Annotated in this window: 14 protein-coding genes; 7 read left to right on the plus strand and 7 right to left on the minus strand. The window is 74.9% G+C overall.

Annotated features, from left to right (window positions below):
• Positions 1-87: 87 nt before the first annotated feature.
• Both ACZ5D2_RS20915 and ACZ5D2_RS20920 read right to left on the minus strand, forming a co-directional pair.
• On the minus strand, positions 88-2,211 hold the full coding sequence (locus ACZ5D2_RS20915) for a SpoIIE family protein phosphatase (protein WP_468931003.1): 2,124 nt from the start codon (positions 2,209-2,211) through the stop codon (positions 88-90).
• A gap of 98 nt (positions 2,212-2,309) precedes the next feature.
• Positions 2,310-2,942, minus strand: coding sequence for a hypothetical protein (locus ACZ5D2_RS20920; RefSeq protein WP_468931006.1), 633 nt, complete (start codon positions 2,940-2,942; stop codon positions 2,310-2,312).
• 133 nt (positions 2,943-3,075) lie between these two features.
• On the opposite strand from ACZ5D2_RS20920, the gene ACZ5D2_RS20925 reads away from it, so the two are divergent.
• The 4 genes from ACZ5D2_RS20925 (at position 3,076) to ACZ5D2_RS20940 (ending at position 8,190) form a co-directional block, all read left to right on the plus strand.
• A complete protein-coding gene (locus ACZ5D2_RS20925) occupies positions 3,076-3,753 on the plus strand; it encodes a response regulator transcription factor (RefSeq protein ID WP_356217105.1) in 678 nt (225 codons plus the stop codon).
• Between the two features lie 127 nt (positions 3,754-3,880).
• Positions 3,881-5,200, plus strand: a complete 1,320-nt coding sequence (locus ACZ5D2_RS20930) for a sensor histidine kinase (protein WP_468931046.1) — start codon at positions 3,881-3,883, stop codon at positions 5,198-5,200.
• A gap of 180 nt (positions 5,201-5,380) precedes the next feature.
• A complete protein-coding gene (locus ACZ5D2_RS20935) occupies positions 5,381-5,899 on the plus strand; it encodes a universal stress protein (RefSeq protein ID WP_468931010.1) in 519 nt (172 codons plus the stop codon).
• A gap of 380 nt (positions 5,900-6,279) precedes the next feature.
• Positions 6,280-8,190: an ATP-binding cassette domain-containing protein gene (locus ACZ5D2_RS20940; protein ID WP_468931013.1), complete on the plus strand. Its 1,911-nt coding sequence runs from the start codon at positions 6,280-6,282 to the stop codon at positions 8,188-8,190.
• A gap of 79 nt (positions 8,191-8,269) precedes the next feature.
• On the opposite strand, the gene ACZ5D2_RS20945 is transcribed toward ACZ5D2_RS20940, so the two are convergent.
• Complete coding sequence (locus ACZ5D2_RS20945) at positions 8,270-8,812, minus strand: DoxX family protein (protein ID WP_371675345.1); 543 nt, start codon at positions 8,810-8,812, stop codon at positions 8,270-8,272.
• Positions 8,813-9,018: 206 nt separating this feature from the next.
• Here ACZ5D2_RS20945 and ACZ5D2_RS20950 point away from each other — a divergent pair, with 206 nt between their 5' ends.
• The gene (locus ACZ5D2_RS20950) at positions 9,019-9,399 is read left to right on the plus strand and encodes a hypothetical protein (protein ID WP_371675346.1); all 381 of its coding nucleotides are present in this window, start codon (positions 9,019-9,021) and stop codon (positions 9,397-9,399) included.
• 237 nt (positions 9,400-9,636) lie between these two features.
• Here the strand turns inward: ACZ5D2_RS20950 and ACZ5D2_RS20955 are convergent, their stop codons facing one another.
• Positions 9,637-9,786 (minus strand): hypothetical protein, encoded by a 150-nt coding sequence (locus tag ACZ5D2_RS20955; RefSeq protein WP_371675347.1) that lies wholly within the window; start codon positions 9,784-9,786, stop codon positions 9,637-9,639.
• Positions 9,787-10,203: 417 nt separating this feature from the next.
• Here ACZ5D2_RS20955 and ACZ5D2_RS20960 point away from each other — a divergent pair, with 417 nt between their 5' ends.
• Both ACZ5D2_RS20960 and ACZ5D2_RS20965 read left to right on the plus strand, forming a co-directional pair.
• Entirely contained in the window at positions 10,204-11,310 is a 1,107-nt protein-coding gene (locus ACZ5D2_RS20960; RefSeq protein ID WP_468931017.1) for a PLP-dependent cysteine synthase family protein, read from the plus strand.
• Complete coding sequence (locus tag ACZ5D2_RS20965; protein WP_371675349.1) at positions 11,307-12,614, plus strand: MDR family MFS transporter; 1,308 nt, start codon at positions 11,307-11,309, stop codon at positions 12,612-12,614. Before ACZ5D2_RS20960 ends, ACZ5D2_RS20965 begins: the two co-directional genes overlap by 4 nt.
• A 100-nt stretch (positions 12,615-12,714) precedes the next feature.
• Here ACZ5D2_RS20965 and ACZ5D2_RS20970 read toward each other — a convergent pair whose 3' ends face one another.
• The 3 genes from ACZ5D2_RS20970 to ACZ5D2_RS20980 are packed head-to-tail and all read right to left on the minus strand — an operon-like array spanning position 12,715 to position 15,765.
• Entirely contained in the window at positions 12,715-13,695 is a 981-nt protein-coding gene (locus ACZ5D2_RS20970) for an alpha/beta hydrolase (protein WP_371675350.1), read from the minus strand.
• An 11-nt stretch (positions 13,696-13,706) separates the two neighbouring features.
• On the minus strand, positions 13,707-14,717 hold the full coding sequence (locus ACZ5D2_RS20975; protein ID WP_371675351.1) for an LGFP repeat-containing protein: 1,011 nt from the start codon (positions 14,715-14,717) through the stop codon (positions 13,707-13,709).
• A gap of 13 nt (positions 14,718-14,730) precedes the next feature.
• The gene (locus tag ACZ5D2_RS20980; protein WP_371675352.1) at positions 14,731-15,765 is read right to left on the minus strand and encodes an LGFP repeat-containing protein; all 1,035 of its coding nucleotides are present in this window, start codon (positions 15,763-15,765) and stop codon (positions 14,731-14,733) included.
• Between the last annotated feature and the right edge of the window lie 3 nt (positions 15,766-15,768).

Here is a 15,768-nt window from a genome sequence, read left to right on the forward strand (position 1 = left end):
CATTGCGGACGCCCCTCTTCCCATGTCAAGAAAACCAGACATGGGGAGTGCCGAGGATCCCCGACATCGTGTCAAGGTTTCTTGACTTCAGCCGGCCGGCGGCGGGGTGGCGCCGTGGATCCGGGCGAGGACGAGGACCGTGTCGTCGGTCGGCGCGGCGGGCAGCAGGGCCGTCAGGACACGGTCCGCCATCTCCTCCAACGAGCCTTCCGCTCGGCTCAGTTCGGCGCGCAGCGCGGCCAGTCCGGCGTCGATGTCCCGGCCGCGCGCCTCGATCAGGCCGTCGGTGTACAGGGCGAGGACGGCACCGTCGGGAAGGTGGGTCCGCATGGTGCGGAAGGGGACGCCGCCGACCCCGAGGGGGACGCCCATGGCGCCGGCCAGGGTCTCGACGGTCCCGTCCGGGTGGCGTACCAGGAGCGGGGGGTGACCGGCTCCGGAGATCCGGGCGTCGCCGGTGTGGGGGTCGTAGGCCACGTAGAGACAGGTGGCCAGCTCGATGCCGGACTCCCGTGCGCAGAGGTCGAGTTCGGTGAGCAGGTCGTGCGGCTCCGGGCCGTGCCGGGCCAGCGCCGCCGCGGTGATGCGCAGCCGTCCCATCGACGCGGCGGCCGGGACGCCGTGCCCCATGACGTCACCGACGACGAGGGCGACCCGGTCGCCGGGCAGGCCGATCACGTCGTACCAGTCGCCGCCGACCTCGGTGACGCGGCTGCCGGGCAGGTAGCGGTGGGCGACGGTGAGGTGGGGGCCGGGCTGCAGGGCGTCGGGCAACAGGGCGCGCTGCAGGGTCAGGGCGATGTCCTGGACCTGGCTGTAGAGGCGCGCGTTGTCCAGGCAGAGGGCGGCGCGGGAGGCGAGTTCGCCGGCCAGGCTGAGGTCCTGCTCGGTGAAACCGGGCCGGTCGGCGGACCGGCCGAACATCGCGATGCCCTGGACGGTGCCGCGGGCGACGAGCGGGGCGATCAGGAGGCTCACCAGGCCGCTGTCCAGGATCACCCGGGCGCGCTCGGGGTGCGCGATCGTACGGGCGGTGAAGTCCTCGTTCACGGGGACGTGGAGCGGGCGGCCGGTGGCGAACATCCGGTGGATGCTGGAGCCCGGCGGGTACTTCACGTGTTCGAGGCCCTGGAGCTGTTCGACGGCGGGCCGGGACAGTGTCGCCCGAGCGGCGATCCGGCGGGTGAAGAGGGGCAGCCGGGGGTCGAAGGCCTCGGTGGGGTCCATCCACTCCACCAGTTCGACGACCGAGCCGTCACAGAACTCCGGAACGGCGACGTCGACCAGTTCCCGGGCGGTGGTGCCCACGTCGAGGGTGGTGCCGATCCGGGCGGCCGCCCGGTCCAGCAGGTCGAGGCGCCGGCGGGCGGCCGTCGCCTCCAGGAGCGCCCGCTCCCGGTCGGTGACGTCCACGACCAGTCCGCCCACCCCGGACCGGGTGCCGACCGCGCCGCTGAGCGGGAAGAGGCTGAACGAACGCACCTGGTCGCGGTCGGGGTGGCCCGGGGTGCGCAGTCCCACCAGGGTGTCGACCAGCGGGGTGCCCCCGTCGGCGACGGCGCGCAGCATGCGCGCGAACTCGCCGCCGTCGGAGGTGATCATGATGTCGGCGGCGGCGCGGCCCAGGTGGTCCCGGGCGGGGATCCCGTCCATGTCGGCCAGCGCCTGGTTGACATGGACGTAGCGCAGGTCCTCGTCGAGCATGACCAGGCCGATGGGGCAGGTCTCGAAGAGGGCGTCGAGGAAGGCGAGGTTCGCCTTGACCCGGTCGAGCTCGTCGCTCCTGCTGACCAGGCCCATGGTCACGGCGCCGCCGGCGGTTCCGGTCACCGGGAAGACGCGGAACCCGCAGTCGAAGACGGAGCCGTCCCGGTGCAGGACCGGGAGCCGGACGCGCCAGTACCCGAGGGTGCGGCCGCGTTCGACGAGGCGTTCGGCCGGGCCGGGGGCGGGGTCGGGGCCTGCGGGGGCGGGGCCCCCCGGCGGCGCCGCATCCGGGCCGACGGGGGGAAAGAGGAGGGCGGCGGGACGGGTGAGGATGTCGGCGGCCGCGTGGCCGAAGAGGTCCTGCGCGCCGGGGCCCCAGTAACAGACCCGGCCCTCGCCGTCCATGCCGAAGACGGCCACGGCCACGTGCTCCAGCAGCGATCCCGGTTCGGACAGGATCGGGCCGTGTGCCCGTGCCTCCCCCGGCTGATCCGACGGCAGCACCGGCGGCCTCCTCTGCCGTCCGCCCCGCCCGGGGCGGAGAACGTCCCCTTCATTCTGCGCGCAGCGCGCGGGACGGGCAGGGCGGGCGGGGAGCCGGCCTACCGGGCCCGGCGGCCGTCCATGACGACGTTGCCGCTGACCGTGCCCTCGGAGCCCGAGACGGTCACCGCGTGCCGGACGCCGTCCGGGCCGAGGACCACCGCCTGCCAGGCACTGCCGCCGCCCTCCTGGGCCACCGGGCGCAGGGCCTCGACCTTGCCGCCGCCGACCGCGCCCGCGGCCTTCTCGGCGGCCTGCCCGATCGGCAGGGAGGGCAGCGGAGCGGGCGCGGGGGCCTGCTTCGGGGCGATACCGGGCACGGCGGCGCCGTCGCGCACCTTCGGAGCGCCCTGCCGGTGGGCCTTGCGCTCGCCCTTGCCCTCGCCCTTGCCCTCGTGGGCGCGGCCGGGGCCGCCCTCGCGACCGTGCCCGCGCCCGCCTTCGTGGCCCCCCTCGGCCCACTCGACGCGGTGGCCCTTGCCCGCCCGCTCGTGGTGCTCGGCCACGGCGACCGCCGCCGCCCCGCCGCCCACGATCGCCACGGCGGCCACACCCGCGGCGGCCCAGCGCGCGCCCTTGCCCCGGGGCAGCACCCGGGCCAGGCGCTTGCGCCCGCCGGGCTTGCCCTCCTGGGCGGGCTCGGGCTGCCCGGACTGCTCCGACGGTTCCGACGGCGGGTAGAACTCAGACATACCGGCACTCCTCATGCACCCGGGCACCGCACCCGGCTCGGCCCCGAGCATGCGGAGCGCTTGCTGAAGCCCACCTGAAGCCACCTGAAGACCTCTTCAGCCACCCGCCCGGGGCGCCTGAGACCCTGTTCCCATGCGCGTACTGGTGGTGGAGGACGAACGACGGCTGGCCCTGGCCCTGCAGCGCGGGCTCCAGTCGGAGGGGTTCTCGGTGGACGTGGCCCACGACGGGCTCCAGGGGCTGTGGATGGCCTCCGAGCACGACTACGACCTCATCGTCCTCGACATCATGCTGCCCGGCCTCAACGGCTACCGGGTCTGCTCACGGTTGCGCGCGGCGGGCCACGAGGCCGGGATCCTGATGCTCACGGCGAAGGACGGCGAGTACGACGAGGCCGAGGCGCTGGACACCGGCGCCGACGACTTCCTGTCCAAGCCCTTCTCCTACCTCGTGCTCGTCGCCCGGCTCCGCGCCCTGGGCCGGCGTACGGGCCGCCGCGGCCCGCGGACCATGACCTTCGGCGACCTGACGCTCGACCCCGCCCGGCACTTCTGCTCCCGGGGCGGCACGGAGATCCGGCTGACCGCCCGGGAGTTCGCGGTCCTGGAGTACCTCGCCCGGCGTCCGGGCGAGGTGGTGCCCAAACGGGAGATCCTGGAGCAGGTCTGGGACAGCGCCTTCGACGGTGATCCGAACGTGGTCGAGGTCCACGTGAGCGCGGTGCGCCGGAAGATCGACGCGCCCTTCGGCCGCACCGCCCTGGAGACCGTGCGCGGCGCGGGCTACCGGCTGGCGGTCGACGGTGGCTGATGCCCTGGCCTCGGCCCTGCGCCGGCTGAGCGGCCCGGTGGCACGGCTGCCGCGGTGGATCCCGTCGTGGCGCCCGGGACGGCTTCGGCCCACGACCGTACGCGCTCGGGCGACCGCGGGCGCCGTCGTGGTGGTGGCCGTGGCCCTGGCCGTGGCCTCCTTCGCCCTGCTCGGCCTGCTGAAGGCCGACCTGCTGCGCAACGCCGAGCGGGACGCCGCCCAGCAGGCGGAGACCGTCGCCGGGCTCGCGGCGGCCGGGGACCTCGACCGGATGCGGCCCGCCGGCCTGGGGGCGGACTTCGTCCAGGTGGTGAACGCCCGCGGCCGGGTGCTGCGGTCCACCCCGAACCTGGCCGGGCTCCCCGCTCTCGCCCCCGTCGCACCACTGCGTCCGGGCAAGTCCTTCCACACCTGGCGGGTCCGCCCGCTCGGTGGCGAGCACCGGCAGCGGGTGGTCCAGGTGACCACGCAGACGCCACAGGGGCTGGTCGCCGTGTTCGTGGGGACCTCCCTGCGTGACGTGGACGCCGCCGACGACACCACCGCCGCCGCCCTCGTGGTGGGCGGGCCGCTGCTGCTGGCCACCGTGGGGTTCGTGACCTGGCGGGTCACCGGACGCGCCCTGCGGCCCGTCGAGGCGATCCGGGCAGAGGTCGCCGAGATCGGCGACCGCGACCTGCACCGGCGGGTGCCGGTGCCGCCGACCCGCGACGAGGTGGCCCGGCTGGCCGAGACGATGAACCTCACCCTCGACCGGCTGGAGTCCTCCGGCATCCGCCAGCGGCGCTTCATCGCGGACGCCTCGCACGAGCTGCGGAGCCCGATCACCGTGCTGCGCACCCAGCTGGAGGTGGCCCTGGCGGTCCGGGACCAGGAGCTGTGGCCGGAGCTGATCGGCGGGGCGCTGGAGGACGTCGAGCGGCTCCAGCAGCTGGCCTCGGACCTCCTGCTGCTGGCCCGGATCGACGCCGCCCAGCCGGTGCCCGCGCAGCGGCTGGACCTCGGCGAGGTGGTGCGCGACACGGTGGACGCGCGGCTGGGCGACCGGATCCCCGTCCGGGTGTCGCTGGCGGCGGACGTGGTGGTGGAGGGCAGCGGGCTGTGGCTCGCCCGGGTGGTCACCAACCTCCTCGACAACGCGCAGCGGTTCGCCGCCGGACGGGTCGACCTCACGCTGCGCACCGTCGGCGGCCCCCGGGCGCGGACCGCGGTCCTGGAGGTGGCCGACGACGGGCCCGGCATCGCGCCGGAGGACCGGGAGCGGATCTTCGAACGCTTCACCCGGCTCGACGACGCCCGCAGCCGCGACCACGGCGGCGCCGGCCTCGGCCTGGCCATCGCCCGCGACCTGACCTCCCACCACGGCGGCACCCTGACGGCCGCCGACTCCCCCGGCGGGGCCCGCCTGGTCGTCCGCCTGCCCGTGGCTCCCCCGTCCGGGACGTGAGCGCGGAGCGGGGTGCGGCGGGCGCGCTCCCCCGCCCCTGACGCAGCCTTGACGCCCGGGCCCCGGGTTCATACGGATCGCTGACGGACGGGCCGCGCCGGCCGCCGTTGAATGGAGAGGGGCTCCGGCGCGGCGCGGCGCCGCGGGAGCACGGGCGAGGCGACAGGGGAGGGACCTGCGGTGCGGCGACGCGTGGTGGTGGGTGTGAGCGGGAGCAGCGGAAGCCTGACGGCCCTGCAGCGGGCGGCCGCGGAGGCACGGTGGCGCGGGGCGGAGCTGTGGGTGGTGCTGGCCTGGCAGGCGCCGGGCGGGGGTCCGGGGTCCCGTACGTCCTGCGGCGGCTCCCTCGTGTACGCCGAGTGCCGGGCGGCCGCGGTGAAGCGGCTGCGGGAGGTCCTCGACGGGGCCTTCGGAGCCGCGGGCCCGGGTGTCGCCCTGGCCGGGCAGGCGGTGCGGGGCACCCCCGGGGCCGCCCTGGTCGACGCCGCCCGGGACGGGGACGACCTGCTCGTGGTCGGCGCCGGCACACGGGGGCGGCTGCTCGGCGCCCTGCGGCCCTCGGTGGGCCGCTACTGCCTGGCCCACGCCCCCTGCCCCGTCCTGGCCGTGCCGCCGAACCCGCTCCAGGCCCAACTGGACGCCCTGCACCGGCGCAACGCGTGGCACGTCCCGCTCGACACGCGGGAGCTCATGCCCTGAGCGGTGCGGTGGGCCCCGCACGGGGTGCGCATGGGGTCCGCCGCGGGTCTCTTCGGCCGGGGCCGCGTCGACCCGGGGCCGCCGCAAGCGGTTTCCGTACGCCGGGCCGTGCCACCGACCGGTTCCGGCCGTTCTGCCCGTGCCGGGAGCCCGGAGCCGGGGCCGGGGCCCGACCGGAGGCGTTCGCGGGCCGGGGCCGGGGCCGCCGGCAGGTCGGCCAGATCGCGTTGCTCCGTCCTCGGGGCTGCTGTGTACTCACTCCTCCAGCTCCCCCGGACCCCGCGCCGGCCCTCCCTCCACGACGGGGTGAGGGCAGCTTCGCCGTGCCGGAATCCGGGCCGAACTGGCCCTGCCCGCAGGCGAGTCGAAGGAGAACCGGCATGTCAGAGAAGCAGCACCGGCCCTGGAAGCAGGCCGTGGCCACCGCCGCGCCCGTCCCGCCCGCCCCGCCCGCCCCGCCGGAGTTCACGTTCAGGTGGGGCCGGCACAGCAAGGCCATGGAGCGGCTCTCGCTCGCGCAGATGGCCCGGCGCGTCCCGGCCTCCCTCACCCACACCGCCCGGCTGGCGTGGGCGGTGAACCGGACGGCCTTCGCATGGCTGGTCTGCGCCCAGGTCCTCGGCGGGCTGTGCACGGCCGCCGCCCTGGCCGCCGTCTCGAAGGCCATGGGCCCCCTGCTGACCGGTGGCACCGTGGAGCAGCGCGTCTCGGCGGCGTCCTGGCCGCTGGCGGCCGCCGCCGCGATGACCGCGCTCGGGGCCCTGTCCTCCATCGCGGCAGGGAGCGCGGCTCGCCGGCTGACCCCCGGCATGTGCACGATCGCCGACCTCGCCATGGTCGACGCCCACATGGACGTGGACCTCGACTGCTACGACGCCCCGGACTTCTCCGAGCGTTCCGAGGCCGCCGAGACCGGATCGGCCCGGTCCTCGATGCTGCTCCAGGACGCCCTCGGGTTCACCGGCGGCCTGATCGACCTGCTCGCCGTGGCCTCCGTGCTGTCCGTGGTCCATCCGGTGCTGCTGCCGCTCCTGCTGCTGTCCGTGGTCCCGCGCGGGCTGGGCTCCGTGCACGCCGCCCGGCTCGACCACGCCCTGCACAACGAGATGATCGCCTCCCGCAACATCCGCAACATGATGCGCTGGCACCTGACCACGCCCAAACTCGCGGACGAGCTGCGCGGCAACAGCATGCGGGCGTACGCCCACCACTGGTACGCGGCGGTCTGCGAGCGCATCGACTCCAGGATGACCGGCTCGGCCCCCCGCTACCTCGTGGTGTACCTCGTCGCCGCCTGCGCCTCCGGGCTGTTCACCGCCCTGACGTGGCTGTCGCTGGGCGGGCTCGTGGTCGGCGGGTACATGGCGCTGGGCGCCGCCGGTACGGCGATCGTCGCGATGCGGACCTCCACGGCCGCGCTGTCCTCGCTGGTCGTGTACGGGGCGGCGATGTTCCAGCACGCCCTCTACCTCGGGGACTACACCGCCTTCATCGCACAGGCGGCCGAACGTTCGGGGCCGCGCGGCCCCCAGGCCATGGAGGCTCCCGAGAAGATCCGGCTGGAGGAGGCCGGGTACACCTACCCCGGCAAGGACACCCCGGCGCTCGGCCCGGTGTCGCTGACCCTGAACCGGGGCGAGGTCGTCGCCGTCGTCGGGGAGAACGGGGCCGGGAAGTCGACGCTGGTCCGGCTGCTGACGGCGCTGACGGCCCCGACGGCGGGAACCGTGTCCTGGGACGGGGTGCCGACCTCCGACGCGGACCAGCGCTCGGCCTGGACCCACGTCGGGCTCGTCACCCAGTCCTACGGGTACTGGCCCTTCTCCGCCCGCGAGAACATCACCCTCGGCCAGCCGGGTCCGCGCGGTGAGGAGGCGGTCTGGGAGGCGCTGGGGGCCGTCGGCATGAAGGAGGTCGTCGCCGGCTTCCCGCAGGGCCTCGACACCCTGCTGGCCCGCTCGCTGTGGGGCGGTCACGAGCCGTCCGGCGGCCAGTGGCAGCGGCTGGCCTGCGGGCGGGCCTTCCACCGGCGCCCGGCGCTGCTGGTCATGGACGAGCCGACCTCCGCGATGGATCCGCGCGGCGAGCACAGGGTGTTCTCGGGCCTGCGGGAGACCAAGGACGAACGGATCACGGTGATCGTCACGCACCGCATGGAGAACTGCCGCCTGGCGGACCGGATCATCGTCCTCGACGGCGGCCGGATCAAGGAACAGGGCAGTTTCGAGCAGCTGCTGGCCGTCGAGGGCGGCACGTTCCGGGAGCTCTACGAGCTGTCCCAGGACCGGTAGCGCACGGCGGCCCGCCGGCTCCGGGCCGGGCGCGGGGCGGGTGCGGAGCCGATCGGGGCCTGGGGCCGGGCAGGGCCGTTCATTCCTGCCCGGCGGTCTTCGACTCCGCCTCCGCGGCCGCCAGGACCCGGGCCCGGCCGGTCACCACCGCGGCGGCGGCGAGGGCGCTGGCCCCGAAGGCCAGCGCCACCGTCCACGGCTGGTCGAAGTGGTGGCCGGTGGCGTGGTCGACGGAGTAGCGGCCCGGTCCGGCGAGGCCGACGGCTGCCGCCGTGAACCCGAGGAAGGCCGGGTACTCGAATCCGCCGCCCTGGTTGAAGAAGCCGGCCGGGGCGTGCACGGACACCGCTCCCGCCATGGCCCCGGCCGCGGCCGCCCCGGCGGCCGGGGTGGCCAGCCCCAGCATCAGCAGCGCCCCGCCGCCCGCCTCCCCCAGGCCCGCGGCGATCGCGCTCTGCCGGCCCGGCCGGAAGCCCATGCGTTCCATCGCGGCCGCCGTCCCGGTCAGGCCCGCGCCGCCGAACCACCCGAAGAGCTTCTGCGCCCCGTGGGCGACGAGTACCGCGCCGGTGCCGGTGCGGAGCGCCAGCAGAGCGAGGTCACGGCGGTTGATGCAGGTCATCAGGGTCTCCCGGTGGGTGCGCGGACAGACGGGCGGGCACGCGGGACGCGGCCGCCCGGGGCGGTCCCGGCATCCCTATCCGCTCCCGGCGCCGGCGCCCCGGCCGGTGCCCGCAGATCCGCCATACGGGCCCCCGGTGCACGTTCGGCCACGGGTCGTCCGATTGACGACCGGTCATCACGCTCCGGAGACGCTAAGATCACGGCGTGGTCACAGCCCGCGCGCAGCACCTGCCGCCGGCCCGCCGGCCGGCGGGTCTGCTGCACCTGCTCGGGCTGGCCCTGCTGCTGCTCGGCCTGATCTGCACGCACGGCGCCCACGCGCCCGGCGCGTCCGCCCACCCGGCCGCGGCCGCCTCCGTGTCGCAGGCCTCCCCCGCCGACGGCCACGGCCCGTCCCACCCGGCCGACGAGTGCGCGCCCGTGCCGCCCCGGCAGGGTTCGGTGGTGGACGCCCCGGCCTCCCCGTCGGCGGCCGTCACCCGGTGCACCCCCGAGGTCCGCCGGGGTCTGCCCGGGTGCGACCCGGCCGGCGCGTCCGGATCCGCCCCGGCCCGTACGGCGGCGCCGCCGGTCCTGCGGGTGTAGACACCGCAGCCCTCCGTACGGCGACCCGCGCGCCCCGGTAGCCGTACCGGCCGGTCCACGCGCTCCCCACGCGGGGCGCCGTGACCCCGGCCCGTGCCCGGCCGGCCCCTGCCCGCAGCCGGTCCGTTCCCGGTCCGCGTCCGACCGGCCCCGGCCCGTCCCCCGGCCCGTCCCCGCGATCCGCCGCCGCCCCCGCCCGTACCGGGCCGGGGGTGCCCGCCGCACGGAGGAACCGTGTCACGCCGTCCCCGCGTACCCCCGGCCCGTCCGGGCCCGCCATGGGCATCCGCCGTACTCGGCGCGGTGCCCGTCGTCCTGCTCCTCGCGGCCCTCGTCTGCTTCCCCCACCTCCTCGACGGCGCCGGGGCTCCCGGCGGCGCTCGGCACGAGGCCGTCTCCGCCGGGTCGCGGGCCGCTGGAGCCGCGCCGCAGTCCGGGCCGACCGCGCCTGAAGGACGGCCGCATCCGCATCCGGAGCACGGTTCCTCCTGCGCCGCCGTCCCCGGCACGGCACGTACGGCTCCGGGCCCGGCGCCCGACGGCGGCGGGCAGGCGGCGCGCGGCCTGCCGGGCCGGGGTGCCGGAACCCGTGCCGCGCCGACGGCGCCGACCCGCTCCGCGGGTGCTCCGCGGGCCCGTTCCGGCCGCTCCGTCCTGACCAGCGTCTGTCGATGGCGGCTCTAGTCCGCTCCCGTAGTTCCCTTCGCAACGGCTGACGCATGCCCAACGGCCGGGCCCCGCCCCGGCCGAGGTCGGCATCCCCATGAGCGACCACCCGAAGCACCATCGAACGAGAGCGGAACCATGCATTCTTCGGCCACCGACGTGTCCCAACCCGCCGACCCCGCCCGCGCCGGCCTCTCCGGGCTGGTCGGAAACACACCCCTGCTGCGCGTGTCACAGCCCCTCGCCCCGCAGGGGCGCGGCTTCTGGGCGAAGCTGGAGGGCTTCAACCCCGGGGGCATCAAGGACCGCCCCGGCCTGCACATGGTCGAGCGCGCCCGCGCCCGCGGGGAGCTGCTGCCGGGGGCCCGGATCATCGAGTCCACCAGCGGCACCCTGGGCCTCGGTCTGGCGCTCGCCGGAATGGTCTACGGGCACCCCGTCACCCTCGTCACCGACCCCGGCCTGGAGCCTTCGATGACCCGGCTGCTGACGGCGTACGGGGCCCGGGTCGACGTCGTCCGCGAACCGCACCCCACCGGCGGCTGGCAGCAGGCCCGCCGGGACCGCGTGGGCGAGCTGATGGGACGTCACCCCGGCTCGTGGTGCCCGGACCAGTACAACAACCCCGACAACACCACGGCGTACACCCCGCTCGCCCTCGAACTGGCCCGCGAGCTGGGCCACATCGACGTCCTGGTGTGCAGTGTGGGCACCGGCGGGCACTCCGCGGGCGTCTCGCGCGTCCTGCGGCAGCTCTACCCCGACCTGACGCTGGTGGGCGTGGACACCGTGGGCTCCACCATCTTCGGGCAGCCCGCCCGGACCCGGCTGATGCGCGGCCTGGGGTCGAGCATCTACCCCAGGAACGTCGCCTACGAGCAGTTCTCCGAGGTCCACTGGGTCGCGCCGGCGGAGGCCGTGTGGGCCTGCCGTCAGCTCGCCGCCTCCCACTACGCGGCCGGCGGCTGGAGCGTCGGCGCCGTCGCACTCGTCGCCGGCTGGCTGGCCCGCACCCTCCCGGAGGAGACCCGGATCGCGGCGGTGTTCCCCGACGGGCCGCAGCGTTACCTCGGCACCGTGTACGACGACGACTACTGCGCCGCGCACGGCCTGCTGGACTCGCCTCCGGCCGGCGAGCCCGAGGTGATCGGCAGCCTGGACGAGAAGGAGGTCACGCGCTGGACCCGCTGCGCCCGTGTGGTGGACCCGCTCACGCTGCGCGGGGCGGAGGGGCGGACCCGATGAGGACCACCCTCGCGCAGGTGCGTTCGTACGAGCGCAGCGTCCAGCTGTTGATGGTCAACCAGTTCACCATCAACCTCGGTTTCTACATGCTCATGCCCTACCTGGCCACGCACCTGGCCGGCCCTCTCGGGCTCGCCGGCTGGACGGTCGGGCTGATCCTCGGGGTGCGCAACTTCAGCCAGCAGGGCATGTTCCTCGTGGGCGGCACGCTCGCCGACCGCCTCGGCTACAAGCCGATGATCATCGCCGGGCTGGTGCTGCGCATCGCCGGTTTCGCGACCCTGGGGCTGGTCGACTCGGTGCCCGCGCTGCTCGTCGCCTCCGCGGCCACGGGCCTGGCCGGGGCCCTGTTCAACCCGGCCACCCGGGCGTACCTGGCGGCCGACGCGGGTGAGCGCCGCGTCGAGGCGTTCGCGCTGTTCAACGTCTTCTACCAGGCGGGCATCCTGCTGGGGCCGCTGGTGGGCATGGTGCTGACGGGCGTGGACTTCCGCGTCACCTGCCTGGCCGCGGCGGGCATCTTCGCCCTGCTGAGCGTCGTACAGATCCGGGCGCTGCCCGACCGGCGGGGCAACGACGCCGAGGACCGGACGGCCGGACCGCGCGAGGGCGTGCTCGCGCAGTGGCGCCGGATCCTGGGCAACCGGCCGTTCCTGCTGTTCTCGGTGGCCATGATCGGTTCCTACGTGATGACCTTCCAGGTCTACATGGCGCTGCCGCTGGAGGTCCGGCGCCTCGGCGGCGAAGGCGCGTTCGGCACGGCCGCGGTGGCGCTGCTGTTCGCGGTCTCGGGGCTGAGCACGATCCTGTTCCAGACGAAGGTCACCGCCTGGTGCAAGGCGCGGATGGCGCCGGGCCGGGCGCTGACCTGGGGGCTGCTGATCATGGGGACGGCGTTCCTGCCGCTGCTGGCCGCCACCGCGCTCCCGGTGGTGGGGCCGGGGCCGCTCGCACGGCTGCTTGCGGCCGGGCCGCCGGCACTGTCCGCCCTGCTGCTGGCGGTGGGGACGATGGTGGCGTACCCCTTCGAGATGGACACCATCGTCCGGCTCTGCGGGGACCGGCTCGTCGCCACCCACTACGGCCTGTACAACACGGTCTGCGGGGTGGGCATCGCGCTCGGCAACCTGCTCACGGGCGCCGCGCTGGACGCGGCCCGGTCCGCCGGGATGTCCGCACTCCCGTGGCTGGCGCTGTTCGCGCTCGGCCTCGGCTGCTCCGCGGCGGTCTACGGCCTCCACCGCTCGGGCCGGCTCGCACCCCCCGTACCGGCCGGGGCCCGGGCCGGTGCCCTGACCGGCTGACCGGCGCGCGCCCCGGTCCGCCTCCCGGAAAGGCGGTGGACCGGGGCGACCGGGCCCGGGGGCTCCCGCCGCGCGGAGCCCCGGGGCGGCGAGCAGAGGGCTACGCCCTGCGGAGACGGTCGATCATGCCATCGATGTCGCGGATCATCAGGTAGTCGCGGATGATGTGGCCGCCCGGCTCCTCGTACCACTCGTGCGGGATGCCGGCGCGGCCGAGGGCGTCCCGGAACTCCCTCTGTCCGGCCAGTACCTGGGTCTCGTTGAAGGTGTCGAAGGCATTGGTGCGGTCGGGGCTGGTGCCGGCGACCAGGAAGATCCGCTTGTTGCGGTAGCTCTCCAGCCGTTCCATGGGGTTGTCTGCGGTGACGCGTGCCTGGTCCCAGGGCGCGCCGTAGATCGTGCCGCCCGCGAGGTCCTTGACGGCGGCGGACACGTTGGCCCAGTGGACCACCGCGCCGCCGTCGCGGCGCACGCTGGCCGGGCCGGAGTGGGAACTGACCGAGGCGAAGTGGCCCCAGTACTTGGCCGCGTACTTCAGCGCACCGAAGCCGCCCATCGAGAACCCGGAGACGGCGCGGCCGTCGTACTCGGCGAACGTGCGGAAGTTCTGGTCCACCCAGGGGATCAGCTGGTTGATGTGGAAGCTCTCCCAGTTGCGGGGGCCGACGAAGGTGCTGACCGGGTTGGAGTACCAGCCCGCCTGTCCGCCGTCGGGCATCACCACGATGATCGGCTTGCCCGCGGTCCAGGCACGGACTCCGGCGACGTCGAAGGTGATGAAGTCCTGGAGGCCGCCGTGGAGGAGGTAGAGGACGGGGTAGGTGCGGCCGCTGGTGTGGTAGTCGTCGGGCAGCAGGACGTTGACGGCGGGCTGCCAGCCGATCTCGTTGGTGGCGAAGCGGTAGTACCACATGCGGGGGTCGGCCTCGCCGCGGTCGACGATGTGCAGCCCGGCGGCGTCGCCGACGGCGCCGGCCGCCGTGGCGGAGGCGAGGACGCCTCCGGCACCGAGGGCCACGGCGGCGGAGAGTCCGCCGACGGTCCGCAGGACGCTCCTGCGGGTGGGGCGCTGCTCGTTCACGAAATCCTCCATCAGTCGTTGGTGGTCCAGGTGCCCCTGGCCGGGTTCCAGTGGATCGTGGCGTTCTGGAACTTCTGGGCCTTGCCGTTGCCCGCCTCGTCCGTCTCGTCGGTCACCGGGTAGCCGAAGACCCGCTCGTTGCCGCCCGCGCGGAAGGCCTCGTAGATCGCTCCCTGGACCGGGTGCGCTCCGGTCTGCGCGGACCACAGGAACAGCGCCTTCTCGAAGAACTGGTACCTGCCCCGGCTGCCGCCCGGCGACTGGCCGGCCTCCGCCTCGTCCGTCGTCGGGAAGCCCCAGCGGCGTTCCGCGTCGGTGGCCCAGAAGCGCGCGAGGATATCCCCGTACACGGCGAACGCGGCGTCCGGGTGCCAGATGACGATGCCGTTGCGGAACGCCTGGAAGCGCCCGCCCATCATGGAATCGCGTTCACCGGCGACGGGTTCCCCGAGGGGGCCGCCCGCGCCGCCGAGGGCGGCGAACTTCGCCCCGATGGAGCCGTACGGCATCAGGTCGTCCAGCTGGCCGTACCGGCGCGGGGTGAATCCCCGGAGCCCGTCGTTCCATACGCGTTCCTCCGGAACGTGGCCGAAGTCGTACGTCTCGCGCACCACCGGCCGCGTGTGGGCCTCGTCGGCCCAGCGGACGAAGAGGGCGACGTGGTCGGTGCCGCCCGAGTCACGCAACAGGGCGTCGCCGGGCTGGAGTTCGTTCGCGGGAAGGTCGGAGGTGACGTTCCACAGAGTCCAGGTGGTCAGGGACGAGTCCAGGCGCCAGGCCATCGACACGTAGCCCGAGCAGTCCGGCCGGTAGCAGCCGAACTGGTTCTCGTGACAGCCGCTCTGGCTGTACGGCACCTGCTCGGCGATCCACGACCAGGCCCGGTCCATCACCTCGCCCCGCCCGATGGACCCGCCGCGCGGGGCCGCGACGGCGGCCTGCGGCGAGGAGAAGGAGATCGCGAGGGCGGCCAGGGCCAGTACCATCGCCCCGATCACACGCTGGAGGGTCGACGCTCTCATGGCTGTCTCCCGGTCAGTTGTCGGTGGTCCAGGTGCCCCTGGTCGGGTTCCAGTGGATCGTGGCGTTCTGGAACTTCTGGGCCTTGCCGTTGCCCGCCTCGTCCGTCTCGTCGGTCACCGGGTAGCCGAAGACCCGCTCGTTGCCGCCCGCGCGGAAGGCGTCGTGGATCGCCCCGTGCACCACGTGCGCGCCGGTCTGCGGGGACCAGAGGAAGAGGCCCCTCTCGAAGGTCTGGTACCGGCCGCGGGTGCCGCCCGGCGACTGGCCCGCGTCGGCCTCGTCCATCGTCGGGAAACCCCACTGCCGTTCGGCGTCGGTGGCCCAGAAGCGCGCGAGGATGTCCCCGTACACGGCGAAGGCGGCGTCCGGGTGCCAGATGACGATGCCGTTGCGGAACGCCTGGAAGCGCCCGCCCAGCAGGGCGTCCTCCTCGGCGCGTACGGGATCCCCGAGGGGCCCGCCCGCGCCGCCCAGGGCGTCGAACTTGGCCCCGATCGAGCCGTAGGGCTGGAACGCCTCGTCCCGCATCTGCCGGGCCACGCCTTCCGCCTGGGGGTAGCGCTCGGGGTAGGCGGAGCGCTGGACGGCCTGGGCCAGCTCGCCGGCGCTGCTTCCCTCCATGCCGGGCTCCATCTGCTGGGCCACCTCGAAGAACTTGTTCGCCGCGTAGTCGACGTCGAGGACCTGCTCGGGCGAGCCCCAGCCCTGGGAGGGCCGCTGCTGGAAGACGCCGAGCGAGTCGCGGTCCCCGCAGTTCAGGTTGTTCATGCGGGACTCCACCCAGCCGGTCTCGAATCCGGCGAGCATCACCTTCTCGGACACGCCGCGCCGTTGTCCGACCTCGTACACCTTGCGGGTGACCGCGATGTCCCGCTCGGGCGGTATCGCGCAGAACATCTCGGCGGTCGCCGGGTGCCCGAGGGGTCCCGGCACACCGGGCGGCGTCGGTCCCGCCGCCCGGGCCGGGCCGCCCAGGGTGGTCGCGGTGGTCAGGGCCAGCGCGAGCGCCAGCCCCCGTCCCGCGTGTCGTACGGCCGGTCCAGGCACCTG

It is taken from the genome of Streptomyces sp. NPDC031479 (assembly GCF_055581065.1).